This window comes from Flavobacterium sp. xlx-214 (genome assembly GCF_013874595.1).
In the GTDB taxonomy this organism is placed as follows: Bacteria; Bacteroidota; Bacteroidia; order Flavobacteriales; family Flavobacteriaceae; genus Flavobacterium.
Genome location: NZ_CP059431.1, coordinates 763,657 through 788,444 on the forward strand (window position 1 = coordinate 763,657; position 24,788 = coordinate 788,444).

Here is a 24,788-nt window from a genome sequence, read left to right on the forward strand (position 1 = left end):
GTAATAAATACACAACTATCAATTTAACTAATATTTTTGTTTAAAATTTCTAACAAATGAAAACTCCAACTTATTTAAAAAAGGGCGATACTGTAGGCATTATTTGTACGGCACGTAGCTTTTCTAGTGATGATGCTCAAGAAGCAATTCGTCTTTTTGAATCCTGGGGATTGCATATTGAATTAGGTTCTACAATAGATGTTAATGTAAACCAATTAGGAGGTACCGATGAACAACGAGCTGCCGATTTACAACAAATGTTAGACAACCCTAATATTAAAGCTATTTGGATTGCTCGTGGTGGTTACGGAACTGTTAGAATTATTGATAAAATTGATTTCACAGCATTTTTAGAAAATCCTAAATGGCTTATTGGTTTTAGCGATATTACCGTTTTGCACAATCATATTCATAATTTAGGTGTAGCAACACTTCATGCCATTATGCCTTATTCGGTACCACGTGCAAGTGCGGAAGCTAAAGAAACCTTAAAAAATGCACTTTTTAATAACAACTATTCTTTTTGTTTTCCTACAAATGCAAGTAACAAAATAGGCGCTGCCGAAGGATTGCTTGTTGGCGGAAATTTATCTATTATTTATAGTTTGCTTGGGTCAAAATCGTCTTTAAACACACATGGTAAAATTTTATATTTAGAAGATTTAGATGAGTATTTGTATCATATTGATCGCATGTTTTATAATTTAAAACGCAATGGCTATTTTGATCATTTAGCTGGATTAATCATTGGTGGAATGACCGATATGCACGATAATCAAATTCCTTTTGGATACGATGTAAAACAAATTGTTTTGGATATTTGTAAAGAATATCATTTTCCAATTTGTTTTGATTTTCCTGCTGGACATATATCAAATAATAGAGCTTTAAAATTGGGTACCAAAGTTGGTTTTGAAGTAACAAACGAAAACACTTTTTTAACGTATTTGTAATGGCTATTCATAATGATATTGGTAAGAAAGGAGAAGAACTAGCCAAAGATTTTCTTGTATCAAAAGGTTATGAAATCATTGCTCAAAATTATCGTTACAAAAAAGCCGAAATAGACCTTATTGCACTACATAACAATCAATTAATTGTAGTTGAAGTTAAAACAAGAACCTCAACTCAAGTAGGTTTGCCTTATGAATTTGTAAACAAAGCCAAAATAAAACTCATGGTTTTGGCTATTAATCAGTTTTGCGAGGAACACAACTTAGACAACGAAATTAGGTTTGATATAATTAGTATTGTTATTGAAAAAAACGAAAATAAAATAGAGCATATTGAAAATGCTTTTTATCATTTTTAGAAAATCGAACTTATTTTTGTTAATATTAATGAAATCATAACGCTGTAGTGCTACATTTTTTGTAATTTAGAAATAAAAAATGAATTCCTATAGAACAGAATCTGATTTATTAGGCGATCTTCAAATTCCTACAGATGCCTATTATGGTGTACAAACCCAACGCGCTTTAAATAATTTTAAAATATCTCAACACAAATTATATCAATATCCTATTTTTATAAAATCGTTAGCTGTAGTTAAGTTAGCAGCCGTGGAAACTAATTTTGAATTAGGATTAATCAATGAAGATTTAAAAAAAGCTATTTCTGAGGCTTGCTTAGACATTTTAAAAGATCAGTATTTTAATGAATTTCCTATTGATATGATTCAAGGTGGCGCGGGTACATCGGTTAACATGAACGCAAATGAAGTAATTGCAAATATTGCTTTAGAAAAAATGGGGCATGTTAAAGGTGATTATCAATACTGCTCACCAAATGATCATGTAAACATGTCGCAATCTACTAACGATGCATATCCTACTGCTTTAAAACTCGCTTTGTTTCAATCGTCAAAAAACGTCACAAATGCTTTAGAAAAATTATTTTTCTCATTAGATAGAAAAGCAAAAGAGTTTGAAAATGTAATAAAAATGGGACGCACTCAATTACAAGATGCCGTTCCTATGACTTTAGGGCAAGAATTTGAAGCTTTTGCGTTTACATTGAAAAAGGAAATTCCTTATTTACAAGAACAAGCTTTTCATTTTTTAGAAATAAATATGGGCGCTACCGCAATTGGCACAGGATTAAATGCTCCTAAAGGATATGCGCAGCTTTGCACCGAAAAGTTGGCAACCTTATTAAACGAGCCTGTTAAACTAGCAGAGAATTTAGTTGAAGCTACATCAGACACTAGTGGTTTTGTAGGATATGCAGCTGCCTTAAAAAAATTAGCTCTAAAACTGTCTAAAATTTGTAACGATTTACGTTTATTAGCTTCAGGACCAAGAACGGGTTTATTTGAAATTAATCTACCACCAAAACAACCAGGTTCATCCATTATGCCAGGAAAGGTTAATCCTGTTATTCCAGAAGTGGTTAATCAAGTGTGTTTTAAAATCATTGGAAATGAAACCACTGTTAGTTGGGCAGCAGAAGCGGGGCAATTACAATTAAATGTAATGGAGCCTATTATTGCTCTTACTTTATTTGATTCTATCGAAATTTTAACAAATGCATTAGATACCCTTAGAGTTGAATGTATTGAAGGTATTACTGCTAACACAGATCATTTAAAAGCCGAAGTACAGAATAGTATTGGTATTGTTACAGCTTTAAACCCTATAATTGGCTATAAAAACAGTACCAAAATAGCCAAGCAAGCACTTGCCGAAAACCGTAGTGTTTATGAGTTGATTTTAGAACACAATATTTTAACTAAAGAACAGTTAGATATGTATTTAGACCCTAAAAACATGTTGAGTTCGCATTAAATAAAAAACCAGAGTTGTAACTCTGGTTTTTTATTAGAATGAATAGCCTACTTTTAAGTTTAATGAAGTGTTCTTGTTTAGATATGATGTTTTAAATACATAATCATAATCAATCTCAACTAAAAAAGAATTATATAACTTAACTCCTAAACCAGAATTTAATCCTGCACTAGGATGATCAAAAAAGATTGGATTCAAATTCCATGATTCCATTGGAGATAAAATTTCAGCTTTTAGAGGATTATCATAACCAATCCCTAATTTTCCATATAACTGAACCTTATCTGATGACAAGAAATATTGTTTTGCTCCTATTGAAAAACACAATGATTGGTAATCTACCTTATGGTTCCAATTTTTACGAACATAAACCTCTTCATAATCAGCTTTTATTGAACGGTATTTAACATTGAAATAAAAACTAGTTGGATTACTAACATTCTTATTAAGAACATATTCTATTTCTGGCATTGCGGTTATGTGCTGATATTTTTTAGAATCAACACTTTGTAAGAAATTAATTCCCATGGTACTAATTGAATATCCAACAAAAAAGTTAAATTTAAATTGAGACTTCGTTTCTCTTTTAACACTCTTACCGTTAACTTTTGTAAAATAATCTATTAAATCTGCATCATTGTATTTTATTGCAGAAGAAAAATAATCTTTCTTTTTTGAATCACTTTGTACATTTTGAGATAATTGTGTTAGATACTCTTTATTTTCTTTAATATCTGTACCATTCTCTACATACTTTTTATAATTTAAAGTTGTTAACTGTCCTGATGTATCTTCATAAAAAAACACTGATGTTCCATTATTAACATACTTATATAATTTGTACCTACCATCAACTATTAACTGTAAAAAGGCCGTTTTATCTTCTAATTCAACATCCTTTTGCTTAGACATCTTCTTCAAATCATTACTTGTAGATAAATCGTACTGAAACTGTCTTTTTTCAAAAACATCAATACCGTATTTTATCTTTGAGACTAAACTTGTTTGAATTACTTCTGTGTTTTTTCCATTACGAAATATAAAATTATCAGGAAAATTATTTATTTGAATTTCAGAAATTTCTCCTTCAACTTTATTTCCAGATTGATCGATGTAATAACCTAGTTCAAATTTATTTTGAGCAAATAAATTAGTAAAAATAAAGATTAGCAAAAATGTAAAAATTTTTCTCATATAGTGTTTATTAAATTTACTCTTCTTCGTTTAAGGCATTCCAACCACGTGCTTTTAATGGCAACTTGGTATTTTCACGTGTAATTAAATGCATACCCTCACTTGCAATAGTGGTATGACCTATAACTGTGAAATGAGGATTTCCTTTAATTTTATCAAAATCGGTCATTTTAATAGTGAAAAGCAATTCATAATCTTCGCCTCCATTAATGGCAATGGTGGTACTATCTAAATTAAACTCTTCACAAACGTTGATAAGCTGTGGGTCTAAAGGTAATTTATCTTCGTACAAATTACATCCAACATTTGAAGCCTTACAAAGATGCATGATTTCAGAAGAAACACCATCTGAAACATCAATCATAGCAGTTGGTTGTACATCTAACTTCTTTAATAAATCTTTAATATCGGTACGTGCTTCAGGTTTTAATTGTCGCTCAACAATATAAGAGTAGTCTTCTAAATTAGGCTGATTATTAGGATTTACCAAGAAAACCTGTTTTTCTCTTTCTAAAACCTGCAATCCCATATAAGCAGCACCTACATCGCCAGTAACGACAATTAAATCGCTTTCATTAGCACCAGAACGGTATGTGATCTCTTTTGCTTTAGCTTCTCCAAGAGCAGTTACGCTGATTAATAAACCAGTGGTACTTGAAGTGGTATCGCCACCAATTAAATCGACTTTATAAAAATTACAAGCCAAGCGAATACCTTCATACAATTCTTCGATAGCTTCTAATGGAAAACGATTAGACACCGCTATTGAAACTGTAATTTGGGTTGGAACTGCGTTCATTGCACATATATCAGAAATATTGACAACTACAGCTTTATAACCCAAATGTTTTAATGGCATGTAACTTAAATCAAAATGCACACCTTCTACCAACAAATCAGTCGACACAACTGCTTTATTTGATTTAAAATCCAACACAGCAGCATCATCTCCAATAGCTTTTACTGTTGATTTTTGCTGTATTGCAAAGTTTTGAGTAATATGTTGTATTAAACCAAACTCGCCTAATTGGCCAAGAGCAGTTTTACTTTGATCTTTATTTTCTAACATTTTGAACAGAATTTGTCTGCAAACTTACAAACTATTAATGTGTAAAAAAAGACGGTTCTAGTAACCGTCTTTTTAAATTATTTAATTTCTTGTTCTATTTTGGTTAAAAAGTTTTGAAAAGCAACCGCCTCTTCTGCAGGAATGCGTTTAGCTAACTCAACTCCACGTTTTTGAAAATCATTTAACTTAGGCCCTAACTCTTTTAAGGCTTTATCATCTTTATTTGCAGTAGCAACTTTATAACTTGTAATAAAAGTGTCGTATTCTTTTACAAATTTATCAGCTTCGGCATATTTAAAAGTAGGAATACTTTCAACCTGTACATCTTCGGCAGTATTTGTATTGACTACTTCTGTGCTGTTCTCAACTGGCGGATCTGCCATTGGTTCTTGTATTTTGTTTTCTTCTTTTTTACATGATGTAAAAACCAAAGCTCCAAATACAAAAGGAATGATTAACTTTTTCATATATAACTTTGTTTATTTTTATTAAAAATACATAATTATTGTTTTAAATGAAAGTGTTTTATGCTTAATTAATAATGCTCAATATATAATTCCTAACGCGCCAACTCATTCAACTGTTGTATAAAAGTTGCGTTATGGTATTGTGCAAAACCTTCTTTCTTAAAAACAATGTTTCCGGTTTTATCAATAACAACTGTTGTTGGTAAAGAGCCTGTATATAATTGTTCTGGTAATGAAGATTGTGGATAATACAAAGGCAAGTTCCATTGTTTGGTAGCAAATAGTTTTTGTGCACCTTCTTTATTACCATCCATTTCAACTGTTATAAAAACAATATGGGTGTTATCTTTAAATTGATGGTATAATTCATTTAAATTAGGCATTTCAGCAAGACAAGGAGCACACCAAGTAGCCCAAAAATTGATAAAAACTACTTTTCCTTTTAAACTACTTAAAGAAATAGTTTGATTTTGGTTATTTAAAAAAGTAACATTACCGTTTACCGTATTTATTATATGTACTTGTTCGGTTTTTGGTTGAATCTTAGAATTAAACAAACCTGTTGCTAAAAATCCTTTTATTACCAATGCTTTAAACGATGGCACAAATAATAATAAAAAAATTACTACAAGAAATAATATAGAGCCGATGTTTTTTTTCATTTCAAAAATGTTTGCTTCAAATATAATATAAAACAACAGGCATCTTTCTTAAATAAAAGGTAATAGTTGTTCAGAAATAACGGTATTGTAGGCTTTTTTAAGCGTTTCTATTGCGTATATCATTTCATTATTATTTAAATGACCAAAACCTAAACGTATACCACACGTATTTTTAGTTTGATACAAAATGTTTTTAGGCAAAGTAACGTGGTTTTGATGCATCATAGCAGCAAGTTTTACTAATGATATGTGTTTTTTAAACTCAATAAATAAAGCTAAACCCCCATTGGGTTTGTGATAAGTGATTAATGATCCAAAATGTTCATTGAGCAATGTGCACATTGTATTACGACGCTCTTTATAAAGCAACGCCATTTTCTTTACTTGTCTGTGTATTTCGCCTTCATGAATCATTTCTGCAATAATTTGTTCTTTAATAACATCGTTTTGCGGATCAATCATATTGCTGTAGTTTTTAGCTTCGTTAATAAAATTATCGGGTGCAACTATAAAACCTGTTTCAAATGATGGAAACAATACTTGTCCAAAAGTACCTATGTAAATAATAAGTCCGTGAGTATCGGCGCTTGCCATGGGTAATGTAGGAGCAGCATCAAACTGAAAATCGTAATCATAATCATTTTCAATAATAGCAAAACCGTATTCTTTTGCCAATTGCAACAAAGCCAATCTGCGTTGCGCACTTAAACTTTGAGTAGATGGATAATGTCTTTGCGGAGTACAATATACACACCGAATACTATTTTTAGTAAAATGTTTTTTTATGTAATCAACATCCAATCCGTAAGCATCAACTGGAATTGTTTTTATGGTTGCTTTGGCTTGCTGAAAAATCATATTAGCAGCAAAATGACTTAAATTTCCCACCAAAACAACATCATTTGGATTTAATAATAATTGTGCAATTAAGTACAAACTCATTTCGGTACTTTTTGTTGCCAATAAGTTTTTAGGAGTAATATGTAAATTACGGGTTGCATTTAAGTAATTACATAATTGCGTTTCAAAAAACGATGCTTTTTCTCCTAATGTCTTTTCTTTTTTAAGTATCGATGCTCTTTTTAAAGCCGCTGTATACCAACGTGCATATTGGTTTTTAGAATGCAAGCGTATATCTGTGCTTCCATCGTTAAAAGCATATTCTGTGGTGATGGTTTCGTAAGGCGATGCCAAATGAATGCTTTCATGAAACCTAAAACCTGTACGGGTGGGGTAATTTTCTGAATAAGGAATAGATATCGTTTGCGTGCTTGGTTTTTGCTTTACTGGATTCAGCACAAAAGTACCTTTATTGGCAACAATTTCAACCCAACCTTGCGATGCCAACTCATCATACACAGCAACAGCGGTATTTCTATGAATTTGCAACCAATTACTTAATATCCTTGTGCCAGGCAATAATGTACCTACAGGCAAATATCCTCTTTGTATAGCATTAATAAGTTGTTGCGCTATTTGTATGTAAAGCGCAGTTGTGCTATTTTTATTTGGGCTGATGATGTTTAAAAGAAGATCTTTATCCGGACTATACATTACTTTTAAAGTGGACTATTTGTATCGTCCGGCAAGTTACGATTTTTGCATCGATTTTTAATGAACGATTTAAATAATGAAAAACAAATACCTTTTCTTAGCAACACTATTTATTCCTATGGTATCCGTTGCGCAGGTAGATCCATCTGAAGAAGTAATGGATGAAATTATCATCAATGAAAACCGATTGCAAATTCCTTTTCAACAATCAACCCGTAATACACAAGTTATTACCAAAGAAGATATTAAAAAGTTACCGGTATCTTCCTTAAATGAGATTCTTGCTTATGTAAGTGGTGTAGATATTCGTCAAAGAGGTCCGTTTGGTTCTCAAGCAGATATTAGTATTGACGGAGGATCTTTTGAACAAACTATGGTTTTATGGAACGGTGTTAAAATGAGCGATGCTCAAACGGCACATCATTCCATGAATTTACCCATTCCGTTAGAAGCTATAGAGCGTATTGAAGTTTTAAAAGGCCCAGCTGCGCGCGTTTACGGTATTAATGCTTTAACAGGTGCTGTAAATATTGTAACCAAAGCAAGTATCGATAATTTTATACAAATACATGCTTATGCAGGTAGTTCGTTTAAAGATAAAGAAGCTGGTGATGGTTCTGGTATGTATGCGGGCGGTGGTGTGCAAGCAACAGCTGGTGTAAATACAGGTAAAACAAGTCATTTATTAAGTATTGGTAAAGAAGATTACAATGGTCAACGATACAACACGGCATCAGACAATTTAAAAGCAATGTATCAAGGTAATTTTAATGTAAACGATGCCAATGCAATACAGTGGATGGGTGGTTATATTAACAACGAATTTGGTGCAAACGGATATTACGCGGCGCCACATGATAAAGAATCGTATGAGTTGGTTGAAACCTTATTGTTAAGTGTAGGAAGTACTCATAGAATAACCGATAAATTAACCATTAAGCCCAGAATTAGCAATCGTTACAATGAAGACGATTATCGATTTTATAGAAACGATTTAAGCAAAGCGCGTTCTTTACATTATTCTAACGCTTTTATGTTTGAATTGAATGGAAGTTACACAACCGATTTTGGTGATTTTGGTGTTGGATACGAAATGCGATTAGAAGATATTAATAGTTCTAATTTAGGAGCGCATGATCGTAAAAATCACGGATGGTTTGCAGAATACAAAAATACTTTTTACGATAAATTAGTAGTTAATGTAGGAGCTTATTGGAATTACAATACCGATTATGGTTTTCAATGGTATCCTGGTGCTGATGTTGCTTATTGGTTTCATACCGATTGGAAATTACAAGCAAGTGTAGGCAGTAGTCAGCGCATTCCGTCGTTTACAGATTTGTATTTAAATCAAAGACCAGGTAACATTGGAAATCCAAATTTAAAGCCAGAAGCAGCTTGGCAGTATGAATTGGGCGTGCATTATAACAAAAACAACAAACGTTTGGTTGTAAGTGCTTTTCAACGTAATATTTCTGATTTTATTGATTGGACAAGAGTTTCTGCCGATGTTCCTTATCAACCGCAAAATTTAGGAAATCATAACATAAAAGGGTTCAATGTACGTTATAATCAAGATATACAAGTGGCAGCAAATCAAACATTAGCCTATACATTAAGTTACCAGTATTTAAGTCCTAAGAAAGAAGATGTTTCTGGGGTATTATCAAAATACTCAATCGAAAGTTTAAAACATCAAGCCATTGTTGGTTTACATTATAAGTATAATAACTTTGGTGTGCAGTTTCAAAATCGTTACGTTAAAAGAGAGCTAAACAAAGGATATTTTGTGTCTGATTTAAAACTAATGTATCAGTTTAATAAAATAGAAACCTATTTACAAGGCACTAATTTATTTAATAGTACTTATAAAGAAGTTGCTGCAGTACCAATGCCAAGTCGTTGGATACAATTAGGTGCAACTTATAAACTTAACTTTAATAATTAAGATAATTTTAACACATAAACTTAATGTAGATTAAGTTGTACGGTATTTATTTTTTCGTACATTTGGATTTCATAAGTGTTTTTTTTGGTTAAGCAAAAGTATCTGTTTTCTTTATGGCAGGTACTTTTGTTATTTTATACCCTTTTTGTTTGTAAAACATTTATTTCTACACATAAAACAACCTGCTAAGAATGGAAATTAAAGTAATTAAACAAGGAAATTTTAAAGTTGATAAAGCCAAAAACTTTCGTTATTTAGTTCCAAATGATGCTGAGGTAGCCATTCAACTTGCTATTCAACCTTTTTTAATTACTACTGCAAACGATGTAATTTTGTTAGATGTTGGTTTAGGTTTTATTGAGGATAATCAACCCATTATTATAAAAAGATTGATTGAAAACAATGTTGATCCATCATCCATTACTAAAATTTTACTTTCGCATTTACATAAAGATCATACTGATGGACTAGGTTATTTTAAAAACGATGTTTTTATTCAGAATTTTCCTAAGGCAACCATTTACATTCAAAAAAGAGAGTTTGAATATGCTTTAGAAAAAACCGAAAGTTTGTCTTACGATAATCAACTTTTAAGTGCTTTAGCAACATTGCCAAATGTAGAGTGGATGACAGACGATGCAGGTTCATTATCTTCTGAAATTACATTTGAAGTTACAGGAGGACATACACCTTACCATCAAGTTTTTTGGATAAATGAAAACAACGAAACTGTTTTTTATGGTGCCGATAACTTACCTACTTACGGACATTTAAAGCGCCACATTGCTTTTAAAACCGATTATGACGGACATAAAGCCATGGAATTACGTAAAATTTGGGAGCAACAAGCAAAACAAAACCATTGGACTGTTTTATTATACCACGATATGAAACAAGCTATGGTAACGTTTTAATGAAATTGTATTATCTTTAGTTCTTATGAAAAATAAGGAAATCCAAATATATAATCAAACAGAAAATACATCAACAACTATAATTGTAGAAGAAATCTCTAATAATATATTTAGAACAATTGAAGATGAAATCATTGATTGTCGATTATCACTTGGAGTTGAATTTGAAACTAAAATAAATGATGAAGGATTTCACGAGATTGTAAAAATCATAAAAGAATCTGATTTTGTAACATATAAATTTTTGCTGAGCTCGCAATTTAAAATAGAAGAATACGAATTATTAGGCGAAGAAATATCTAAAATTGGAGGATTTTGGCAAATTGATTTTGGAAATATAGCAACAATAAACTTACCAAAGAATAGTAAAATTAATATTGAAGAAATATTTAAAACTTTTGATTTTAAACCAACATACATTGCTTAATAAAGCAATAAAATACACTAATAATATCTTAAAATAATCAATAATCGTTTAAAGTATTATATAGTAATCTTTCCTAAGAGACTTTGTCTCACTTTAAAACTTACTAATAGTTTACTTCAATTATGTTATTAATTTCCAAAAAACAACAAGTATAAATTCATCATTTTTTAAAGTAATTCCATCCCAAACAATTTATTTTTCATACCTTTAATACTGTTATACACCATGTTATAAACTTTATAAGAATGAAAATGGTTTTATTTTGTTTTGCAACCCTATCTTTTTTTTCTTGTAGTAATAAAACGGATACTTATAATAAAGAAGCGTTAACTCATACTAACAAAACAAAAATACACAAGCAAGAACCCTTGCCTACATTTCTATTGTACGGTGAATTAGCGCCTATTGACTATATTGAAGATAGAGATACCCTTATTACACAAAAATATGGCTTTAACTTAAAAAGAGTTGCTTATTGTGAGGTTACCTCTAAACTAATTGATAGTGTAAAAGTAATTAACACTGCCAATAACCTAAAAATGCAACAAAAATACGGTAAAAAGTGGATTGCAAATTTTGAAACTAAAACCCATTTAAAAGTATCGATACCTAATATTGAGTAATAAAAGCGAAAATTATATTTACCATGTACTTTTATTAACCAACAAAACAACGCTACAAATTAGTAAGCCAATATGCTATGAGAAATTTTCAAATAAACGATTTTCCAAACATAGGTGCTGTCATGTCATCTAAAATGGTTACAGAAGAAAACTATAAACCAAATTTTATTTTTAGAGAAAAGCCTTCTAATGAAAATGATAGCGGATGGCGTATCTTTTCGGGTTTTGAATCAGATGAATATTCAGAAAACCCAAACAATTTTGGTATTTACGATCCAAAAACAATTCTAAAGATAGATGAAACCATTGCTCATTTATTATTATATAAAGGAATTGGAAGTGTTTGGGAAAAAACAACAAATAATGAATGGATTGAGGTAATTGATTATCCGTTAGAAGATGATTTTATGGTAGAACATCAACTTACAAACGAATGGACGTTACTTCTTAACAATTTATTTATTAAAAAACCCGAAGGAAATGATTTAATGTTTACAACCGGCGATAAAACGGTAAGATTAACCCTTTTAAACTACGCTGGTAAACAAAAAGAAGCAATTTGTGAAGAAAAAGAACAAGAAATAAGCAAGAGAGGGTTAGAAATAGATATTATTAAAAGATACCAACTTAAACAAGACCATTTATTAAAAATAGGGTATCATATTAAAGAGTATGATGCCCAAAGAGATCTTGAGTATCATTTAATATGTGCTTTTACCATTGCAGACAATACTGTTTTGCAAAACTTTTTTTACTTTGATAATGAAAAGGATTTAGAATGGGCTTTAGAAACATGGAAAAAAATAAGTTATAAAGAATAACCTACGCACTACTTTACATATTTTGAAAAAAATAATCCTTTTTTTAACCTTAAACTAGTGTTAGTCCATTCTTTTTTATACAGTTTTATCTAAATGAACTATAAAATTTACATATTATTATTAAGTGGTGTTTGCGCTGGTTGCCAGCAAAAAAACACAGTTGTACCCGAAAAACAGGTAAAACAACCTATTATAGTATCAATTCCTAAAAAAATAAAGAAATTGTTAACGCGGTTGAAAAATGGGGTCCTACTATTTCATCAACTTATGAAAAAGCAGTGTGTACCGAATTAGTTATTGCCATTCTTCAGAAATTTGTAGATATAAACCCTACAGATAAGCAAAGAATACGCATTATTACCAAGCAAAATATTCAAAATTTAATAAAAAACAACTCACCTATACCCCAAGGAGTGCATTATGCTTTAATAGCAAAAGGGGTTGGTACGTCTATAGAAAAGGAAGATGTTTTAGCAGGTGATTTTGTACAGTTTTGGACAGAAACTTGGGGGCATTGTGGTATTGTTAAATCAATTGATGTAGAAAACAACCAAATGGAACTGTATTCTTCTTTTCCATCTACCAACGGCTACGGAATTCAAAAATTTAGCATTCCTTCTTATTGTTATTTTGTACGTTTAAAATAAAAAAGCGTTTATCTATTATATTTTTTCAATTTTCAGTTTTTCTTTACTAAAATATACCAATCGTCATCTAAAGGCATGTAACCTTGATCATAAATAAAATAATAGGTGTTGTTTGTTTTAGTAGTGTAGATAGATGTTATTAAAGAAAAATCAAACCCTAAATCTTTTAATTTTTTTCTACTGATTTTTGTTTTTCCTTCTGTATTATTATCCAATAAAATACGATAATTCTTTCGCAAACTATTATGTGTGTTCCGAATTAAGTTGGTAGTATCTTTATTACGTTTATTATTGTAGGTATTGCGGCAAGCATCGTTACAAAACTTCTTATCTTCACGACCAACGATTTTTTCACCGCATTCTAAACAAATTTTGGTCATTTTTATTTTAAATATACAAATTACTGTTTAATATTTTGCGTTTTAAGAAAGTAAAAAACAATAGGCACTTTAATACTAACAAATATCAAAATAAAAGAATAAGCAGTATTGTTACTATCGTAAGTAATTGTTTCATATAGAATAATACCAAAAATAACCACAATACTTAAAGCAAAAAGCGATAATGTTTGGCGCATTACTTGCATAACAGCATCTTTATTAGTCGGGGTAACCTCTTGTCCAAAATTTAAAGATATGTTTTTGCATTTTAAAAGATATAAGCCTGCAATTAATACTGTATTTAAAGCGGCTAAACCATATAAGTGCTCTGGGCTTGCAAATGCATCGGCAGTACCTTGTATATTAAAATGTACAGGGATATCTACATTATTTTTTCTGTTGTAGCGCCAAATAATGAAATAAAAAACAAGCAAACTTATAAAAACAATGCCATCAACAATACGTTCTAATGAGGTTTGTTTTTGCTTTTTGTTCATATTATTTTAATTGTTTTATGTGTTTTTGAATTTCAGCACGCACTTCCATGTAATTCTTGTAATACAAACTAGAAAACATTAATACCGCTTTTTTATCTTTTATTAGATAGCAATATTCATGATATTGTCCGCGTTGTTTAAAATCACGAATTACAAAACCATCAATTTCTTGTGTTTTAAAAGAGTGTTTTGTACCAAAACCTAACAATTGTTTCATCATTACATTTTCACTATCTACCGATACAATACCCATACGCATATTCATCTCAATAAAAAAGCCCCAAATAATAATGAACAAACTAACTAAGCCACAGAAAATTAAAAATACAGTTAAACCCCAATGCCAATTATCTTGAAACATTTCTAGAAATTTACGCACTAAAACAACAGTTAATATAGGAAAACTTAAAATTAATAAACTATAAAAATAGGCGGTAGTACTTAGCTTTGATTGAACCATTTTGTATTTTTTTTCAAATGTATACTTTAATTTTTATAAGTGCTTATTGGTTGTAAACTTAATTTGTATTTTTATTTTACGTATAAAAAATAACGTAACTTTATTTAAAATAAATAAAATACTAAAATGAAACAATTTGAATACAAAACCATTAAAATAGATTCAAAAGGAAGCTGGAGTTTAAATTATGATACTAACGAAATTGATACTATTTTGAACAAATTAGGTGCAGAAGGTTGGGAATTAGTCAATGTACAAGATTTAGGTGTTAGTGGTACATCTTTCTCATTTCATTATACTTTTAAACGGGAAATATAGCATCTTAACCGACAACAAATGTTTATAATCGACTTTAAACGATTAACAACCGATTATAATTTGACAACCATTTTACATTTGTATCATAATAATTAATCATTTAAAAATTTATAAGCCATGAGTACATTAAGAAACAGCGTTCGTTTAATTGGTAGAGTTGGCAACACACCAGAAACAAAAAATTTTGACAACGGAAACAAAGTTAGTTTCTCATTAGCCACTAACGATTTTTATTATAATGATAAAAACGAAAAAGTAGAATCAACCCAATGGCATAATATAGTAGCTTGGGGCAAAACAGCAGAAATAATTCAAAAGTATGTTGAAAAAGGCAAAGAAATAGCCATTGAAGGTAAAATTACATACAGAACTTATGAAGATAAGGATAAGATAAAACGTACCATTACAGAAATTGTAGCACATGAAGTTCTTTTCTTCTAAACAATAAAAGCTGACGATGTCAGCTTTTATTGTTTAAAAAACGTTGTAGTTTTTCATTGGATACTATTTTATTATGTGGGATTTCATTGTATTTAAATGCAGGTAATGTTAGGTTTAACTGTTTTGCTGCTTGGGTATAAAAAACTTCTTTTGTAGTATGATTATCATTAATCACATTTAAAACTGTTGATGTAAAAGGCATTAATAATAACGTATTAATTATTTCAATAATAGCATCTTTATCAATTAAATTAACAGGTTCGTTGCCATCTTCAATAACATTTTTCTTGGCTAAATGAAATACCGGATGCCGGTCATTACCTATTAATCCTCCCAAACGTAAAACAATTGTATTAAAATGGTTGTTGCTTAAAAACATATCTTCGATACTTTTTAATAAAGCTACTTTTGGGTTTTCTGTATTTAATGCAGAAGTTTCAGTAACAGCTCCTTTTAAACCAGCATAAACACCAATTGAACTAAACAACAACACGTTTTTAATAGCGTGTTTTTCAACCAAAGCAATCAACTTTTTAAAAACTTCTATAGATTGCGGTGTTAATGATACTATAAGCACATCAACATTTATAAAAAAGGCATCATTAGTATGAGTATCATCTGCATCTAAATCAACAATAAAAGTCTTCAAACCTTGTTGTTGCAGTTTTACTTGCTTTTCTAACGATCTTGTTGATACTTTTACAAAATACGTTTCTTGTAACTGTTTTGCTAACGATGTACCCAACCAACCAGCACCTAATAAAGCAATATTTTTCAATTATTTAAGTTTTCTAAGTTTGTATAAATCTAAACGACGGTCTTTTTTAATGCGCACGCTTCCTAATTCGTGTAATTCTTTTAGGGCGGTTAAATCCACATCAACAATCAGTGTCATTTCGGTATTTGGAGTAGCTTCTGCTTTAACTCCGTTGTTTGGAAATGCAAAATCCGACGGAGTAAAAACGGCTGCCTGCCCATATTGTATATCCATATTATTAACCTTTGGTAAATTACCAACACAACCCGTTATTGCCACATAACATTCATTTTCTATGGCACGCGCTTGCGCACAGCTGCGAACACGAGTATATCCATTCTGCGTATCAGTTAAATACGGCACAAACAAAATTTCCATACCATCTTCGCTCATAATTCGGGGCAATTCAGGAAATTCTACATCGTAACAAATAATAATACCAATTTTACCACAATCGGTATCAAAAGTTTGAATTACATCGCCGCCTTGCATACCCCAATATAGTCGCTCATTAGGTGTAATGTGTATTTTTCGATACATTTCTGACGATCCATCACGCTTACACAGAAAACCTACGTTAAATAACGTACCCTCTTCTAAATAAGGCATGCTACCTGTAATGATATTGATGTTGTATTGTATGGCAAGTTCTTGAAAACGTTTGTGAATGGTGTCTGTATATTTGGCAAGCTCTCTTATAGCTTCAGATTCGGATAAATGATTATAATCTGCCATTAAAGGTGCCACAAAAAGCTCGGGAAAGGTAGCAAAATCGCTTTCATAACCCGAAACCGCATCAATAAAGAATTCGGCCTGATCAAAAAACTCTTCTAAATTGTTTAACGGACGCATTTGCCACTGAATTAACCCCAAACGCACCACACTTTTCTTGGCATTGATTAATACCGGCGATTTTTCGTACGAAATATTGTTCCATTCTAACAAAACAGCATAATCTCTTGAGTCATGATCGCCTTCTAGGTAATTTCTTAATAAACGTTTGATGTGAAAATCATTATTTACTTGAAAAGAAATTACAGGATCGTGAATTTCTTTTGTTTTTACCTTATCTAAATACTGTTTTGGGGTAAGATCTTTCGAAAAATTGTGATAATTAGGTATGCGCCCCGCAAATATAATCGACTTTAAATTTAACTGTTCACATAACTCTTTTCTACCATCGTATAAACGGCGACCCAAACGCAAACCACGGTAATTAGGATGTATAAACACATCAATACCATATAAAACATCGCCATCGGGGTTGTGTGCATTAAATTTACTATCGGTAACAATATCGTTGTACTTATGATTACTTAAAGCCAAGCTTTCATCAACAATAAGCGATAAAGCCGCGCCCACCACAACATCATCTACCACAATAACAATTTGACCTTCGGGAAAAACTTTTAATAAGCGACGAATTTCTTCCTTTTTCCAATACGGATCCTCTACTCCTTCTTCATATGCTTGCAGCATTGAATTTTTTAACTCGATATAATCTTCTATTTCTAGATTTCTAAGCTCTACTTTATTAATTTGCATGAATTGCTGATTAAATTTTGTATGAATTTATAAAAAAAGAACGATTATTAGCTTAAAAGAATCTAAAATTTGGTCGGGATGTAAACGGAGAAAACGACCACGGAACCGAAACAAATAAAAGAAACAAAATAATACAATATACCGTAAACAAATACACAAAACCTTTGGTAGTATTAAGTTTTGTTTTGCTTTTGTGAGTAAAAAGATTGAGTAATACAATGCTTAAAATCATCATAAAGGGATGTTCTAAACCAAAAAAACGTATTTCGCGCCACTTTACTGCTTGTACTATTTGTTTCCAAAAAATACGTACTAAAGGGCTTTGAACTAGTAGCACCAAACCTATAATAAACTGAATATTAAAGCAATGTTTTACAAAATTAAATGCTTTGTAATGTCTTATGGTATATATAGCCTGCTTTTTTTTATTTATAAATGAAAAAATAAGCGCGCCAACTAGCAAAATAACCACTAACCAACGCATATAAGAATGTAAAACAAGTAAATAACCGTACATAGCAAAAATTTAAGCTGTATAAATGTAAGTATTTATAGAGATATGAAAAACAAATAAGGTTTGATTTATTATTGGTTGATTCTTTATTTTTTTGTGAAACTGAATTTGTTTAACTACGTTGAATCTCCGATCTCAGCTTCGTATTCTAAAAAATTCACTTGTGAGATCTTGAAACAAATTCAAGATGATAATGATTGAACCTAAAACATAGAACATTCAACATAAAACTTACACCATTATATCAAGCTTAAAACATATATTCGCAATAAAAATTAATACTTACTGAATTAACAATTATGAGCGTAAGAAAAAGTGTTTTAGAAACCAAAACCAATACTGAACTTGAAGAATACATAAAAAAAGGGAACAGGTTTGTACCCGAAGCAAGTTTATATGCATTTGAAATACTTAAAACAAGAGGAAGAGTGTTTACCGAAGAAGAAGCCCAAAGTATATTATTGTTAGTTGATAACAAGAACAAAGCTTCTGAAGTCATTATTCATCCAAACCATACAAAAGCGGCTCAACTTATGTATATATCGGCGGCATTAGGTATTATAAACATGATATTAAGCCCAGATATTTTAAGTAATTTTTTTGGAATTTTCATAGCATTTTTGGTTTTAGCAATAATTGTGGCAATGGGATATTTAGTAAGTAAAGGTTATGATTGGATGAAATATGTTTTATTGATTTTTATGATTTTTGGGTTAATTACATTGCCTATAATGATTATTAATATAACACAAAACCCGATTATTACAGTAGTTAATATTATACAAACTATTTTACAAATTTATGCTTTAATGTTATTGTTTAAAATACCTAATAATTAAGATTTTAATTTAGCATTCTAAAAAATTCACTTGTGAGATCTTGAAACAAGTTCAAGATTACCAATATTGAAGTTAAAACCTAAAACCATCTCCTTTTGCCAAGCTTAAAACAAGTATCTTTGCAAAAAAAGAATACAATGTTAGATATAACTTATAGAAATGCAACCATTACTGATTTAAAAAACATTGTATCTATTTATAACTCGGTTATTGCATCAAGAATGGTTACAGCAGACCTTGAACCTGTATCTATTGAAAGTAAAATGAATTGGTTTCATGATCATAACGCAACAAATCGTCCACTTTGGGTAATAGAAAATACTGAAAATGAAATTATTGGTTGGGTTAGTTTTCAATCGTTTTATGGTCGTGCTGCATATGATGCAACAGTAGAAATAAGCATTTATTTAGATGTTTCACAAAGAGGAAAAGGACTTGGTAAGCAAATTATTGCTTATTGTATAGAAAAAGCACCAAGCTTTGGTGTAAAAACCTTACTAGCCTTTATTTTTTCTCATAATGAACCTAGTTTAAAACTTTTTCATCACTTTGGTTTTGAAGATTGGGCAACCCTTCCAAATATTGCTTTACTTGACGGAGAAGAAAAGGGTTTAAAAATATTGGGTAAAAGAATTGCCTAGATTTTTACAGAACAACAAACAAAACAAAACCATTGGACTGTTTTATTATACCACGATATGAAACAAGCCATAGTAACGCTTTAATGAAATTGTATTATCTTTAATTTTTTAGGACGATGTCCTAAAAAATTAAAGAATTATTATAAATGAAACTTAGTAATTCTTTTTCTAGTGCATTAAGAAAGTTTTCATATTTTTTGGCTAGTGGTACACAAAATACACTTGAAGGTATTGATTACTTATCTTTTTAGGGAGAGGAACCAAGTGCAATAGAACAAGTTTATGCAATATTTACAAATGTTATTGAGCTTGATGAAAAAGGGAATGTAATAAATGCAAAATATGCAGAAAAAAGAGCAACTGATTATTTACATTTCTATTTTGATTCATCATTTAAAGTTGAACCTCCCTATGAATGTTGGGAGCTAGAATTACACTAGAACTTAGAAAAAGCTTTTTTAAAAAGAAAAACTTATCGAAGAAGTAAATGATGAAAATTCAGAATTTGTAGAATTTGATAAGCACATGATTAAATTAGACAGCAACGTACAAAACGATATTACGATGAAACATTAGTTGCATCAATTATAAAAACATAATCTAAAATGGGCATTAATACTATTGGAATTGCAATTAGTGCAAAAATTAATGATTTAAGAGAAATTACTGACAAACTGAATATAAATATAGAAGGACCAATTGAAGAAAATTGTTTTGAAGAAGCTATTTCAAATAACATAGAAGATGATGAAATATTCTTTACTCAATTAAAGAATGGAACCCTCATTACAATGGGAGCCAACATTCCGTTTTTTGGAGAAGATTTTTCAGCCCTATCCGAAATAGGACAAAAATTTTCCAAATTTATTTATGGAGACACTTCTAGTCAGTATTATTTTGAATATTATGAAAATAAAAAGCTTATAAGAGAAAAATATATCTCAGAAGGTGATGTTCAGATAAACGAAGGAAAGGCTTTACCTCAAGAATTTGCTGGTTTAACGGATGATGAATTAATTATGAGTGTAATTTATCAAACTTGTGGTGATGATATCTTTTCAATAGAGCCAAATGTAAAATCAATAAAATACAAATATAAATCAGGTAAGCCTAAACCAATTAACAAAGTAAAACATGAAAATATTGAGGTAGTCGATGACAAAATTTATTCAAAATCTTTAGGAAAAAATCGAATCATTTTTTTTCTTGTCCTATTACATATTTTTTTGGGAGTTTCAAATATGATAACTTCTAATATCTTTTTAAACAGACCTTTTTATATTCAAATAACGAATTACATTACTTTATTTATTTTTGGAGTAATGGGATACTTTTTGTTAAAAAGAAAAAATTGGATGAGAATAGTATTTATTATTTTATACTTTATTTCAATTCCTTTAACATTAATATCTTTAAAACCTAATGTTTTGTTTTGGAATAACATATGTCAATTTATTATTGATACACTTCTTATAGTATTGTTATTTAAAAAGGATATTAAAGCATTGTATAAGCAAAAAATGACAAATGCTCCGTTTGAAAAAATATCCATTAAAGAGGTTTTATATTTAATTTTAGCTGTTGTTATTTTTCAAATAGGAATTGTTTATGTAGTAAAAATTGATGTACTTAAAATGGGATATTTAACAGGTATAATTTCTGGAATATTAATTGTTCTAAGTTTTTATATAGTGAAAAAAGTACTGAAAAAAAACTATTACAGCTAACAACCAAACTTTAACCACATTTTACATCGAATCGTTAAGTTTAAAAAGTAAATAATGCATTTGCACTTTTTTATAATTGCTTAAGGCTAACATATATCACTAATCCAAACACAATAAACAGTATCTTAGTAAAAACTTTAATATTAAATGACAATAGATATCATTCTTGATCAAATTTATGAAATGCCTATAACTTCAAAAGAGCAGTTAAAAAAGCATATTTCAGAAATACATTTTACTAAGAATCATCTATTAATGCAGGCAAATTGTGTTGAACAAAACATTTACTTTATTAAAAAAGGGGTTGTGCGTGCGTTTGCACCTTTTGTAGAACAAGACATTACCTTTTGGTTTGGCGAAGAAGCGGCTACTATATTGTCTATGAAAAGTTATGTTGAAGGTAAAAAAGGATACGAAAATATTGAATTGATAGAAAACTGTGAGTTGTATGAATTGAATATTGAAGTATTGCGTAAGCTGTTTCAAGAAGATATTCACATTGCCAATTGGGGAAGACGTTTAGCCGAAAAAGAACTTTTAAAAATTGAAAGCAGATTAATCTCGGCCAAAATGAAATCAGCTAAAGAGCGTTATGACGAATTAATGGAGATTTCGCCTAGTCTTATTCAAAGAGTTCCCTTAAAACATATTGCTTCTTACCTTAGCATTACACAAGTAAGTTTAAGTAGAATTCGAAAAATAAAATAATCGCATTATTTATCATAGGATAAATTTCTTCTTGTGGGTTCTTTCTATTTTTACATCGTTTTTTAAATAAAAAAATCAAACGAATGGAAAATAATCAAAAATTATCGTTCAAAGAAATTGTACCAACCAATACACGTATTAGGCTGTTATTGGTTTGGGTAGTTGTTGGCGTTTTTATGTTTTTAGGTCATAATGTTTTTAATGAAAGCATGACCATTACTACAGCTATTCTAGGATTTTTAGTGTTGCTTTTTACTATTATTGCAGCCGCTTTTGGCGTGGTAAAAGAAGCCGATGAATTAGCACATAAATTAGGCGAACCTTACGGAACTTTAATTTTAACGCTTTCTATTGTTTCTATTGAAGTAATTCTAATTTCGGCTGTAATGTTAGGTCCAGGAGAAAATCCTACTATTGGAAAAGACTCTATTTTTTCTGTTATGATGATCATTATGAACCTTGTAATTGGACTTTGTATTTTACTTGGCGGATTAAAATACGGTGAACAAGAATACAATGCGCAAGGAACTACATCATACTTAGGAATGATTATTATGCTTGGTGGTATTGGTTTGTTATTACCTAATTTTATTGAAGGTGCCGGCGGAGGTATGTTTACCAACACCCAAGCAATTGCATTTTCTGTTTTTATTGTAGTGCTGTACGGTTTGTTTTTAAAGTTTCAAATGAAAGGATATCAACATTTGTATATTCAACCCAAAAAAGGTTTTTTAGAGATTCCTTTTAATGAGCGAAATGTTACCGCAAATAATGATGATACCACTCATTCTGGTAAAAATGATAAACGTGAGTTATGGATACGTTCCGGAATATTATTAGCCATGATATTACCTATTGTTTTATTATCGCACAATATGGCTGTAGTAGTAGATTTTGGTATAAAAGCAGCTAAATTACCAACATTATTAGGTGGTGTTTTAATTGCTATTATTGTGTTTACACCAGAATCTATGACAGCTGTAAAAGCAGCATTAAATAACGAATTTCAACGCGCTATTAACTTATGTCATGGTGCATTTGTGTCAACCGTAGGTTTAACCGTTCCATCTGTTTTAATAGTAGGTTTAATTAGTCAAAAAAATGTTTTGTTTGGATTAACTGCAACCGAAACCATTTTGTTTACCATTACGCTTCTATTAAGTGTTATTACTTTTTCGGGAAAGCGTACTACGCCCATAGTAGGGATAATGCATTTGGTTTTATTTGCTGTATTTATGTTGCTGATTTTTAATCCGTAAGTAAACTTTACTTAAAAAATAAATAATAAAAAAACACACTATTCTGTTTGTAGATAGTGTGTTTTATTTTTTTTGAACATTACTTTTTACTTTAATTGCAACGTTATTGGTTCAACAGTAGTAATTTTTCCAAATTGAACAGGAACATCTGTTAGAGTAAGACTCGAAAAGTTTTCATTAGCAGGATTTACCTTTAAAGTATATTTACCTTCTGGTAGTCCCATAAATTTAAAATAACCCGTTTCATTAGGAATTGAAATAGCTAAAGTATCTGTAGTATTTTGCATAACATAAACAGTAGCAAGTGCTTCTAATGGAATTACTTTTCCTTCAATTTGTCCATTTGTTAATTCTGTAAATGCGCGTATAACAGGCTTTAATCCATAAGAACCATTACCACGCTCTACAATTGATTTTCCTGCATCAAAATCCAACCACATTTTGTAGACATTTCCCGCAACTAAATTGGTATTAACTTTCACTTTTAAACCACTTTGTTGTGCTGACGGTGTGTCTAAATCATGTGTAACACCATCAATAACTACTTTATTATTTTTACCTAAAAGTAATCTAATTTCATCTAAATGTCCCACAGGCAACCACTCGTTTCCTAAGACAACGTCTAATCCGTTATTTAACTCAAGTAAATCATAAACCTTAGGAGTAATCGTATATGTTTGCCACTCTCCATTGCTCATTTTATATGATACACCTACTAAATCAATAAAGACTGCATCAAAATGTGCTGGTGCATCGGTAAGTCTTAACTCTACTTTTGCTTTATCATCACTTGTGTTACTTTCATTATCAGAACAGCTATTAGTTGTTATACCTAGTACAACAAAACCTAATAAAAAAAGATATTTTTTCATACAATTGTATTTTATATGTTAATAATATCAAAAAATGTGCCTTTTAACTATCTGCTATACCTTCTATAACTTTTTGTGCTTGTACTATATGTCTTTTGTTGTGATAGATAATAACACGTAAAGTGTCGCCTAATTTTAGTTTGATGATACTTGAAATACTTGTAGTAATACGTAAACTATTTAAATTGATCTTTTCTGCGTTTGTAAGAATGTTTAATAATTGATTTTGTTGTGTTAAAAAAGCAGCTATGGTTTCTTGGTCTAACACACTATTGATTGGATTCATACTCTTAAACGTTTTCATTTTATTATTAAATTAGGTAAAAAATCACTTTTAAAATAGTATTGGTTTAGTGGTGTATTAAAAATAAAATAGCCGCTAAATTAGTGGGCAATTTGTATCTTTGTTGTTTAATAACACGCTTTATGGGAAAAGAAACAAAAGAAGGTTTGTACCAAGGTATTATTGAGCAAGATGAAAAAGGGAACTTTTTTTGCGGACCTTATTTATTAGATTATAAAATGGTTATGGCTGATTTTAAATTAGGCGATAAAATTAGTATTAAAAAACTAATAAATAACCCTAGCGCCATGAGTGTTGAGGCTTATCCTAAGAAATCAATTAAATTTACTATGGCTAACGGAGATAAACCATCTGTATAAAAAAATCCATCGTTCTAGCGATGGATTTTTTGTTTTTTAATTATTGTTCTGTAAA

At 30.2% G+C, this 24,788-nt stretch carries 30 protein-coding genes; 17 read left to right on the top strand and 13 right to left on the bottom strand.

What is annotated here, in order from left to right; translation table 11 throughout:
- Positions 1-56: 56 nt before the first annotated feature.
- The 3 genes from H1R17_RS03535 (at position 57) to aspA (ending at position 2,786) form a co-directional block, all read left to right on the top strand.
- Entirely contained in the window at positions 57-953 is an 897-nt protein-coding gene (locus H1R17_RS03535; RefSeq protein WP_163431370.1) for an LD-carboxypeptidase, read from the top strand.
- Complete coding sequence (locus H1R17_RS03540) at positions 953-1,312, top strand: YraN family protein (RefSeq protein WP_163431371.1); 360 nt, start codon at positions 953-955, stop codon at positions 1,310-1,312. Before H1R17_RS03535 ends, H1R17_RS03540 begins: the two co-directional genes overlap by 1 nt.
- A gap of 79 nt (positions 1,313-1,391) precedes the next feature.
- Positions 1,392-2,786 carry an aspartate ammonia-lyase gene (aspA, locus tag H1R17_RS03545; protein WP_163431372.1) on the top strand — a complete coding sequence of 465 codons (1,395 nt, stop codon included), beginning with the start codon at positions 1,392-1,394 and terminating at the stop codon, positions 2,784-2,786.
- 33 nt (positions 2,787-2,819) lie between these two features.
- On the opposite strand, the gene H1R17_RS03550 is transcribed toward aspA, so the two are convergent.
- The 5 genes from H1R17_RS03550 to H1R17_RS03570 form a co-directional block, all read right to left on the bottom strand.
- Positions 2,820-3,980 (bottom strand): hypothetical protein, encoded by a 1,161-nt coding sequence (locus tag H1R17_RS03550; RefSeq protein ID WP_163431373.1) that lies wholly within the window; start codon positions 3,978-3,980, stop codon positions 2,820-2,822.
- Between the two features lie 16 nt (positions 3,981-3,996).
- Complete coding sequence (gene thiL / locus H1R17_RS03555) at positions 3,997-5,049, bottom strand: thiamine-phosphate kinase (RefSeq protein WP_163431374.1); 1,053 nt, start codon at positions 5,047-5,049, stop codon at positions 3,997-3,999.
- 77 nt (positions 5,050-5,126) lie between these two features.
- Complete coding sequence (locus H1R17_RS03560) at positions 5,127-5,516, bottom strand: hypothetical protein (protein WP_163431375.1); 390 nt, start codon at positions 5,514-5,516, stop codon at positions 5,127-5,129.
- Between the two features lie 92 nt (positions 5,517-5,608).
- Positions 5,609-6,178, bottom strand: a complete 570-nt coding sequence (locus H1R17_RS03565; protein ID WP_163431376.1) for a TlpA disulfide reductase family protein — start codon at positions 6,176-6,178, stop codon at positions 5,609-5,611.
- 48 nt (positions 6,179-6,226) lie between these two features.
- Positions 6,227-7,732, bottom strand: coding sequence for a PLP-dependent aminotransferase family protein (locus H1R17_RS03570; RefSeq protein WP_163431377.1), 1,506 nt, complete (start codon positions 7,730-7,732; stop codon positions 6,227-6,229).
- 76 nt (positions 7,733-7,808) lie between these two features.
- Between H1R17_RS03570 and H1R17_RS03575 the strand changes: the two genes are divergently transcribed.
- From H1R17_RS03575 to H1R17_RS03600, 6 genes are all read left to right on the top strand, one after another.
- Complete coding sequence (locus tag H1R17_RS03575) at positions 7,809-9,680, top strand: TonB-dependent siderophore receptor (RefSeq protein WP_163431378.1); 1,872 nt, start codon at positions 7,809-7,811, stop codon at positions 9,678-9,680.
- A 191-nt stretch (positions 9,681-9,871) separates the two neighbouring features.
- Positions 9,872-10,594, top strand: a complete 723-nt coding sequence (locus H1R17_RS03580; protein WP_163431379.1) for an MBL fold metallo-hydrolase — start codon at positions 9,872-9,874, stop codon at positions 10,592-10,594.
- Positions 10,595-10,619: 25 nt separating this feature from the next.
- Complete coding sequence (locus H1R17_RS03585) at positions 10,620-11,021, top strand: hypothetical protein (protein ID WP_163431380.1); 402 nt, start codon at positions 10,620-10,622, stop codon at positions 11,019-11,021.
- A gap of 245 nt (positions 11,022-11,266) precedes the next feature.
- Complete coding sequence (locus H1R17_RS03590) at positions 11,267-11,644, top strand: hypothetical protein (protein ID WP_163431381.1); 378 nt, start codon at positions 11,267-11,269, stop codon at positions 11,642-11,644.
- 77 nt (positions 11,645-11,721) lie between these two features.
- A complete protein-coding gene (locus H1R17_RS03595; protein WP_163431382.1) occupies positions 11,722-12,465 on the top strand; it encodes a DUF2185 domain-containing protein in 744 nt (247 codons plus the stop codon).
- Between the two features lie 278 nt (positions 12,466-12,743).
- Positions 12,744-13,112 carry a hypothetical protein gene (locus H1R17_RS03600; protein WP_163431383.1) on the top strand — a complete coding sequence of 123 codons (369 nt, stop codon included), beginning with the start codon at positions 12,744-12,746 and terminating at the stop codon, positions 13,110-13,112.
- A 32-nt stretch (positions 13,113-13,144) separates the two neighbouring features.
- Here H1R17_RS03600 and H1R17_RS03605 read toward each other — a convergent pair whose 3' ends face one another.
- From H1R17_RS03605 to H1R17_RS03615, 3 genes are read right to left on the bottom strand one after another with little or no spacing between them, the layout of a single operon-like run.
- Entirely contained in the window at positions 13,145-13,492 is a 348-nt protein-coding gene (locus H1R17_RS03605) for a hypothetical protein (protein ID WP_163431384.1), read from the bottom strand.
- 20 nt (positions 13,493-13,512) lie between these two features.
- Positions 13,513-13,989, bottom strand: coding sequence for a hypothetical protein (locus tag H1R17_RS03610; RefSeq protein ID WP_163431385.1), 477 nt, complete (start codon positions 13,987-13,989; stop codon positions 13,513-13,515).
- 1 nt (position 13,990) lies between these two features.
- Complete coding sequence (locus tag H1R17_RS03615) at positions 13,991-14,449, bottom strand: ABC transporter permease (protein ID WP_163431386.1); 459 nt, start codon at positions 14,447-14,449, stop codon at positions 13,991-13,993.
- Positions 14,450-14,575: 126 nt separating this feature from the next.
- On the opposite strand from H1R17_RS03615, the gene H1R17_RS03620 reads away from it, so the two are divergent.
- Together H1R17_RS03620 and H1R17_RS03625 are read left to right on the top strand one after the other, a co-directional pair.
- Positions 14,576-14,767: a DUF4177 domain-containing protein gene (locus H1R17_RS03620; protein WP_163431387.1), complete on the top strand. Its 192-nt coding sequence runs from the start codon at positions 14,576-14,578 to the stop codon at positions 14,765-14,767.
- 117 nt (positions 14,768-14,884) lie between these two features.
- Positions 14,885-15,208, top strand: a complete 324-nt coding sequence (locus H1R17_RS03625; protein ID WP_163431388.1) for a single-stranded DNA-binding protein — start codon at positions 14,885-14,887, stop codon at positions 15,206-15,208.
- A 19-nt stretch (positions 15,209-15,227) separates the two neighbouring features.
- Here H1R17_RS03625 and H1R17_RS03630 read toward each other — a convergent pair whose 3' ends face one another.
- Genes H1R17_RS03630 through H1R17_RS03640 form a run of 3 tightly spaced genes read right to left on the bottom strand, consistent with a single transcriptional unit; the run spans position 15,228 to position 18,027 of the window.
- Complete coding sequence (locus H1R17_RS03630) at positions 15,228-15,986, bottom strand: NAD(P)H-binding protein (RefSeq protein ID WP_163431389.1); 759 nt, start codon at positions 15,984-15,986, stop codon at positions 15,228-15,230.
- Complete coding sequence (locus H1R17_RS03635; protein WP_163431390.1) at positions 15,987-17,510, bottom strand: bifunctional GNAT family N-acetyltransferase/carbon-nitrogen hydrolase family protein; 1,524 nt, start codon at positions 17,508-17,510, stop codon at positions 15,987-15,989.
- A 52-nt stretch (positions 17,511-17,562) separates the two neighbouring features.
- Positions 17,563-18,027 carry a hypothetical protein gene (locus H1R17_RS03640; protein WP_163431391.1) on the bottom strand — a complete coding sequence of 155 codons (465 nt, stop codon included), beginning with the start codon at positions 18,025-18,027 and terminating at the stop codon, positions 17,563-17,565.
- Between the two features lie 296 nt (positions 18,028-18,323).
- On the opposite strand from H1R17_RS03640, the gene H1R17_RS03645 reads away from it, so the two are divergent.
- The 5 genes from H1R17_RS03645 to H1R17_RS03665 all read left to right on the top strand — a co-directional run bounded on the left by H1R17_RS03645 (position 18,324) and on the right by H1R17_RS03665 (position 23,198).
- Complete coding sequence (locus H1R17_RS03645; protein WP_163431392.1) at positions 18,324-18,863, top strand: hypothetical protein; 540 nt, start codon at positions 18,324-18,326, stop codon at positions 18,861-18,863.
- 137 nt (positions 18,864-19,000) lie between these two features.
- Positions 19,001-19,504, top strand: coding sequence for a GNAT family N-acetyltransferase (locus H1R17_RS03650; RefSeq protein ID WP_181729250.1), 504 nt, complete (start codon positions 19,001-19,003; stop codon positions 19,502-19,504).
- 605 nt (positions 19,505-20,109) lie between these two features.
- Positions 20,110-21,231, top strand: coding sequence for a hypothetical protein (locus H1R17_RS03655; RefSeq protein ID WP_163431393.1), 1,122 nt, complete (start codon positions 20,110-20,112; stop codon positions 21,229-21,231).
- Between the two features lie 147 nt (positions 21,232-21,378).
- Positions 21,379-21,939, top strand: a complete 561-nt coding sequence (locus H1R17_RS03660; RefSeq protein WP_163431394.1) for a Crp/Fnr family transcriptional regulator — start codon at positions 21,379-21,381, stop codon at positions 21,937-21,939.
- A gap of 83 nt (positions 21,940-22,022) precedes the next feature.
- Entirely contained in the window at positions 22,023-23,198 is a 1,176-nt protein-coding gene (locus tag H1R17_RS03665) for a calcium:proton antiporter (protein WP_163431395.1), read from the top strand.
- 86 nt (positions 23,199-23,284) lie between these two features.
- Here H1R17_RS03665 and H1R17_RS03670 read toward each other — a convergent pair whose 3' ends face one another.
- Positions 23,285-24,070 carry a DUF4382 domain-containing protein gene (locus H1R17_RS03670; RefSeq protein ID WP_163431396.1) on the bottom strand — a complete coding sequence of 262 codons (786 nt, stop codon included), beginning with the start codon at positions 24,068-24,070 and terminating at the stop codon, positions 23,285-23,287.
- A gap of 43 nt (positions 24,071-24,113) precedes the next feature.
- The gene (locus H1R17_RS03675) at positions 24,114-24,374 is read right to left on the bottom strand and encodes a hypothetical protein (protein ID WP_163431397.1); all 261 of its coding nucleotides are present in this window, start codon (positions 24,372-24,374) and stop codon (positions 24,114-24,116) included.
- 122 nt (positions 24,375-24,496) lie between these two features.
- Here H1R17_RS03675 and H1R17_RS03680 point away from each other — a divergent pair, with 122 nt between their 5' ends.
- Positions 24,497-24,733, top strand: coding sequence for a hypothetical protein (locus H1R17_RS03680; RefSeq protein WP_163431398.1), 237 nt, complete (start codon positions 24,497-24,499; stop codon positions 24,731-24,733).
- The last annotated feature ends 55 nt before the right edge of the window (positions 24,734-24,788 follow it).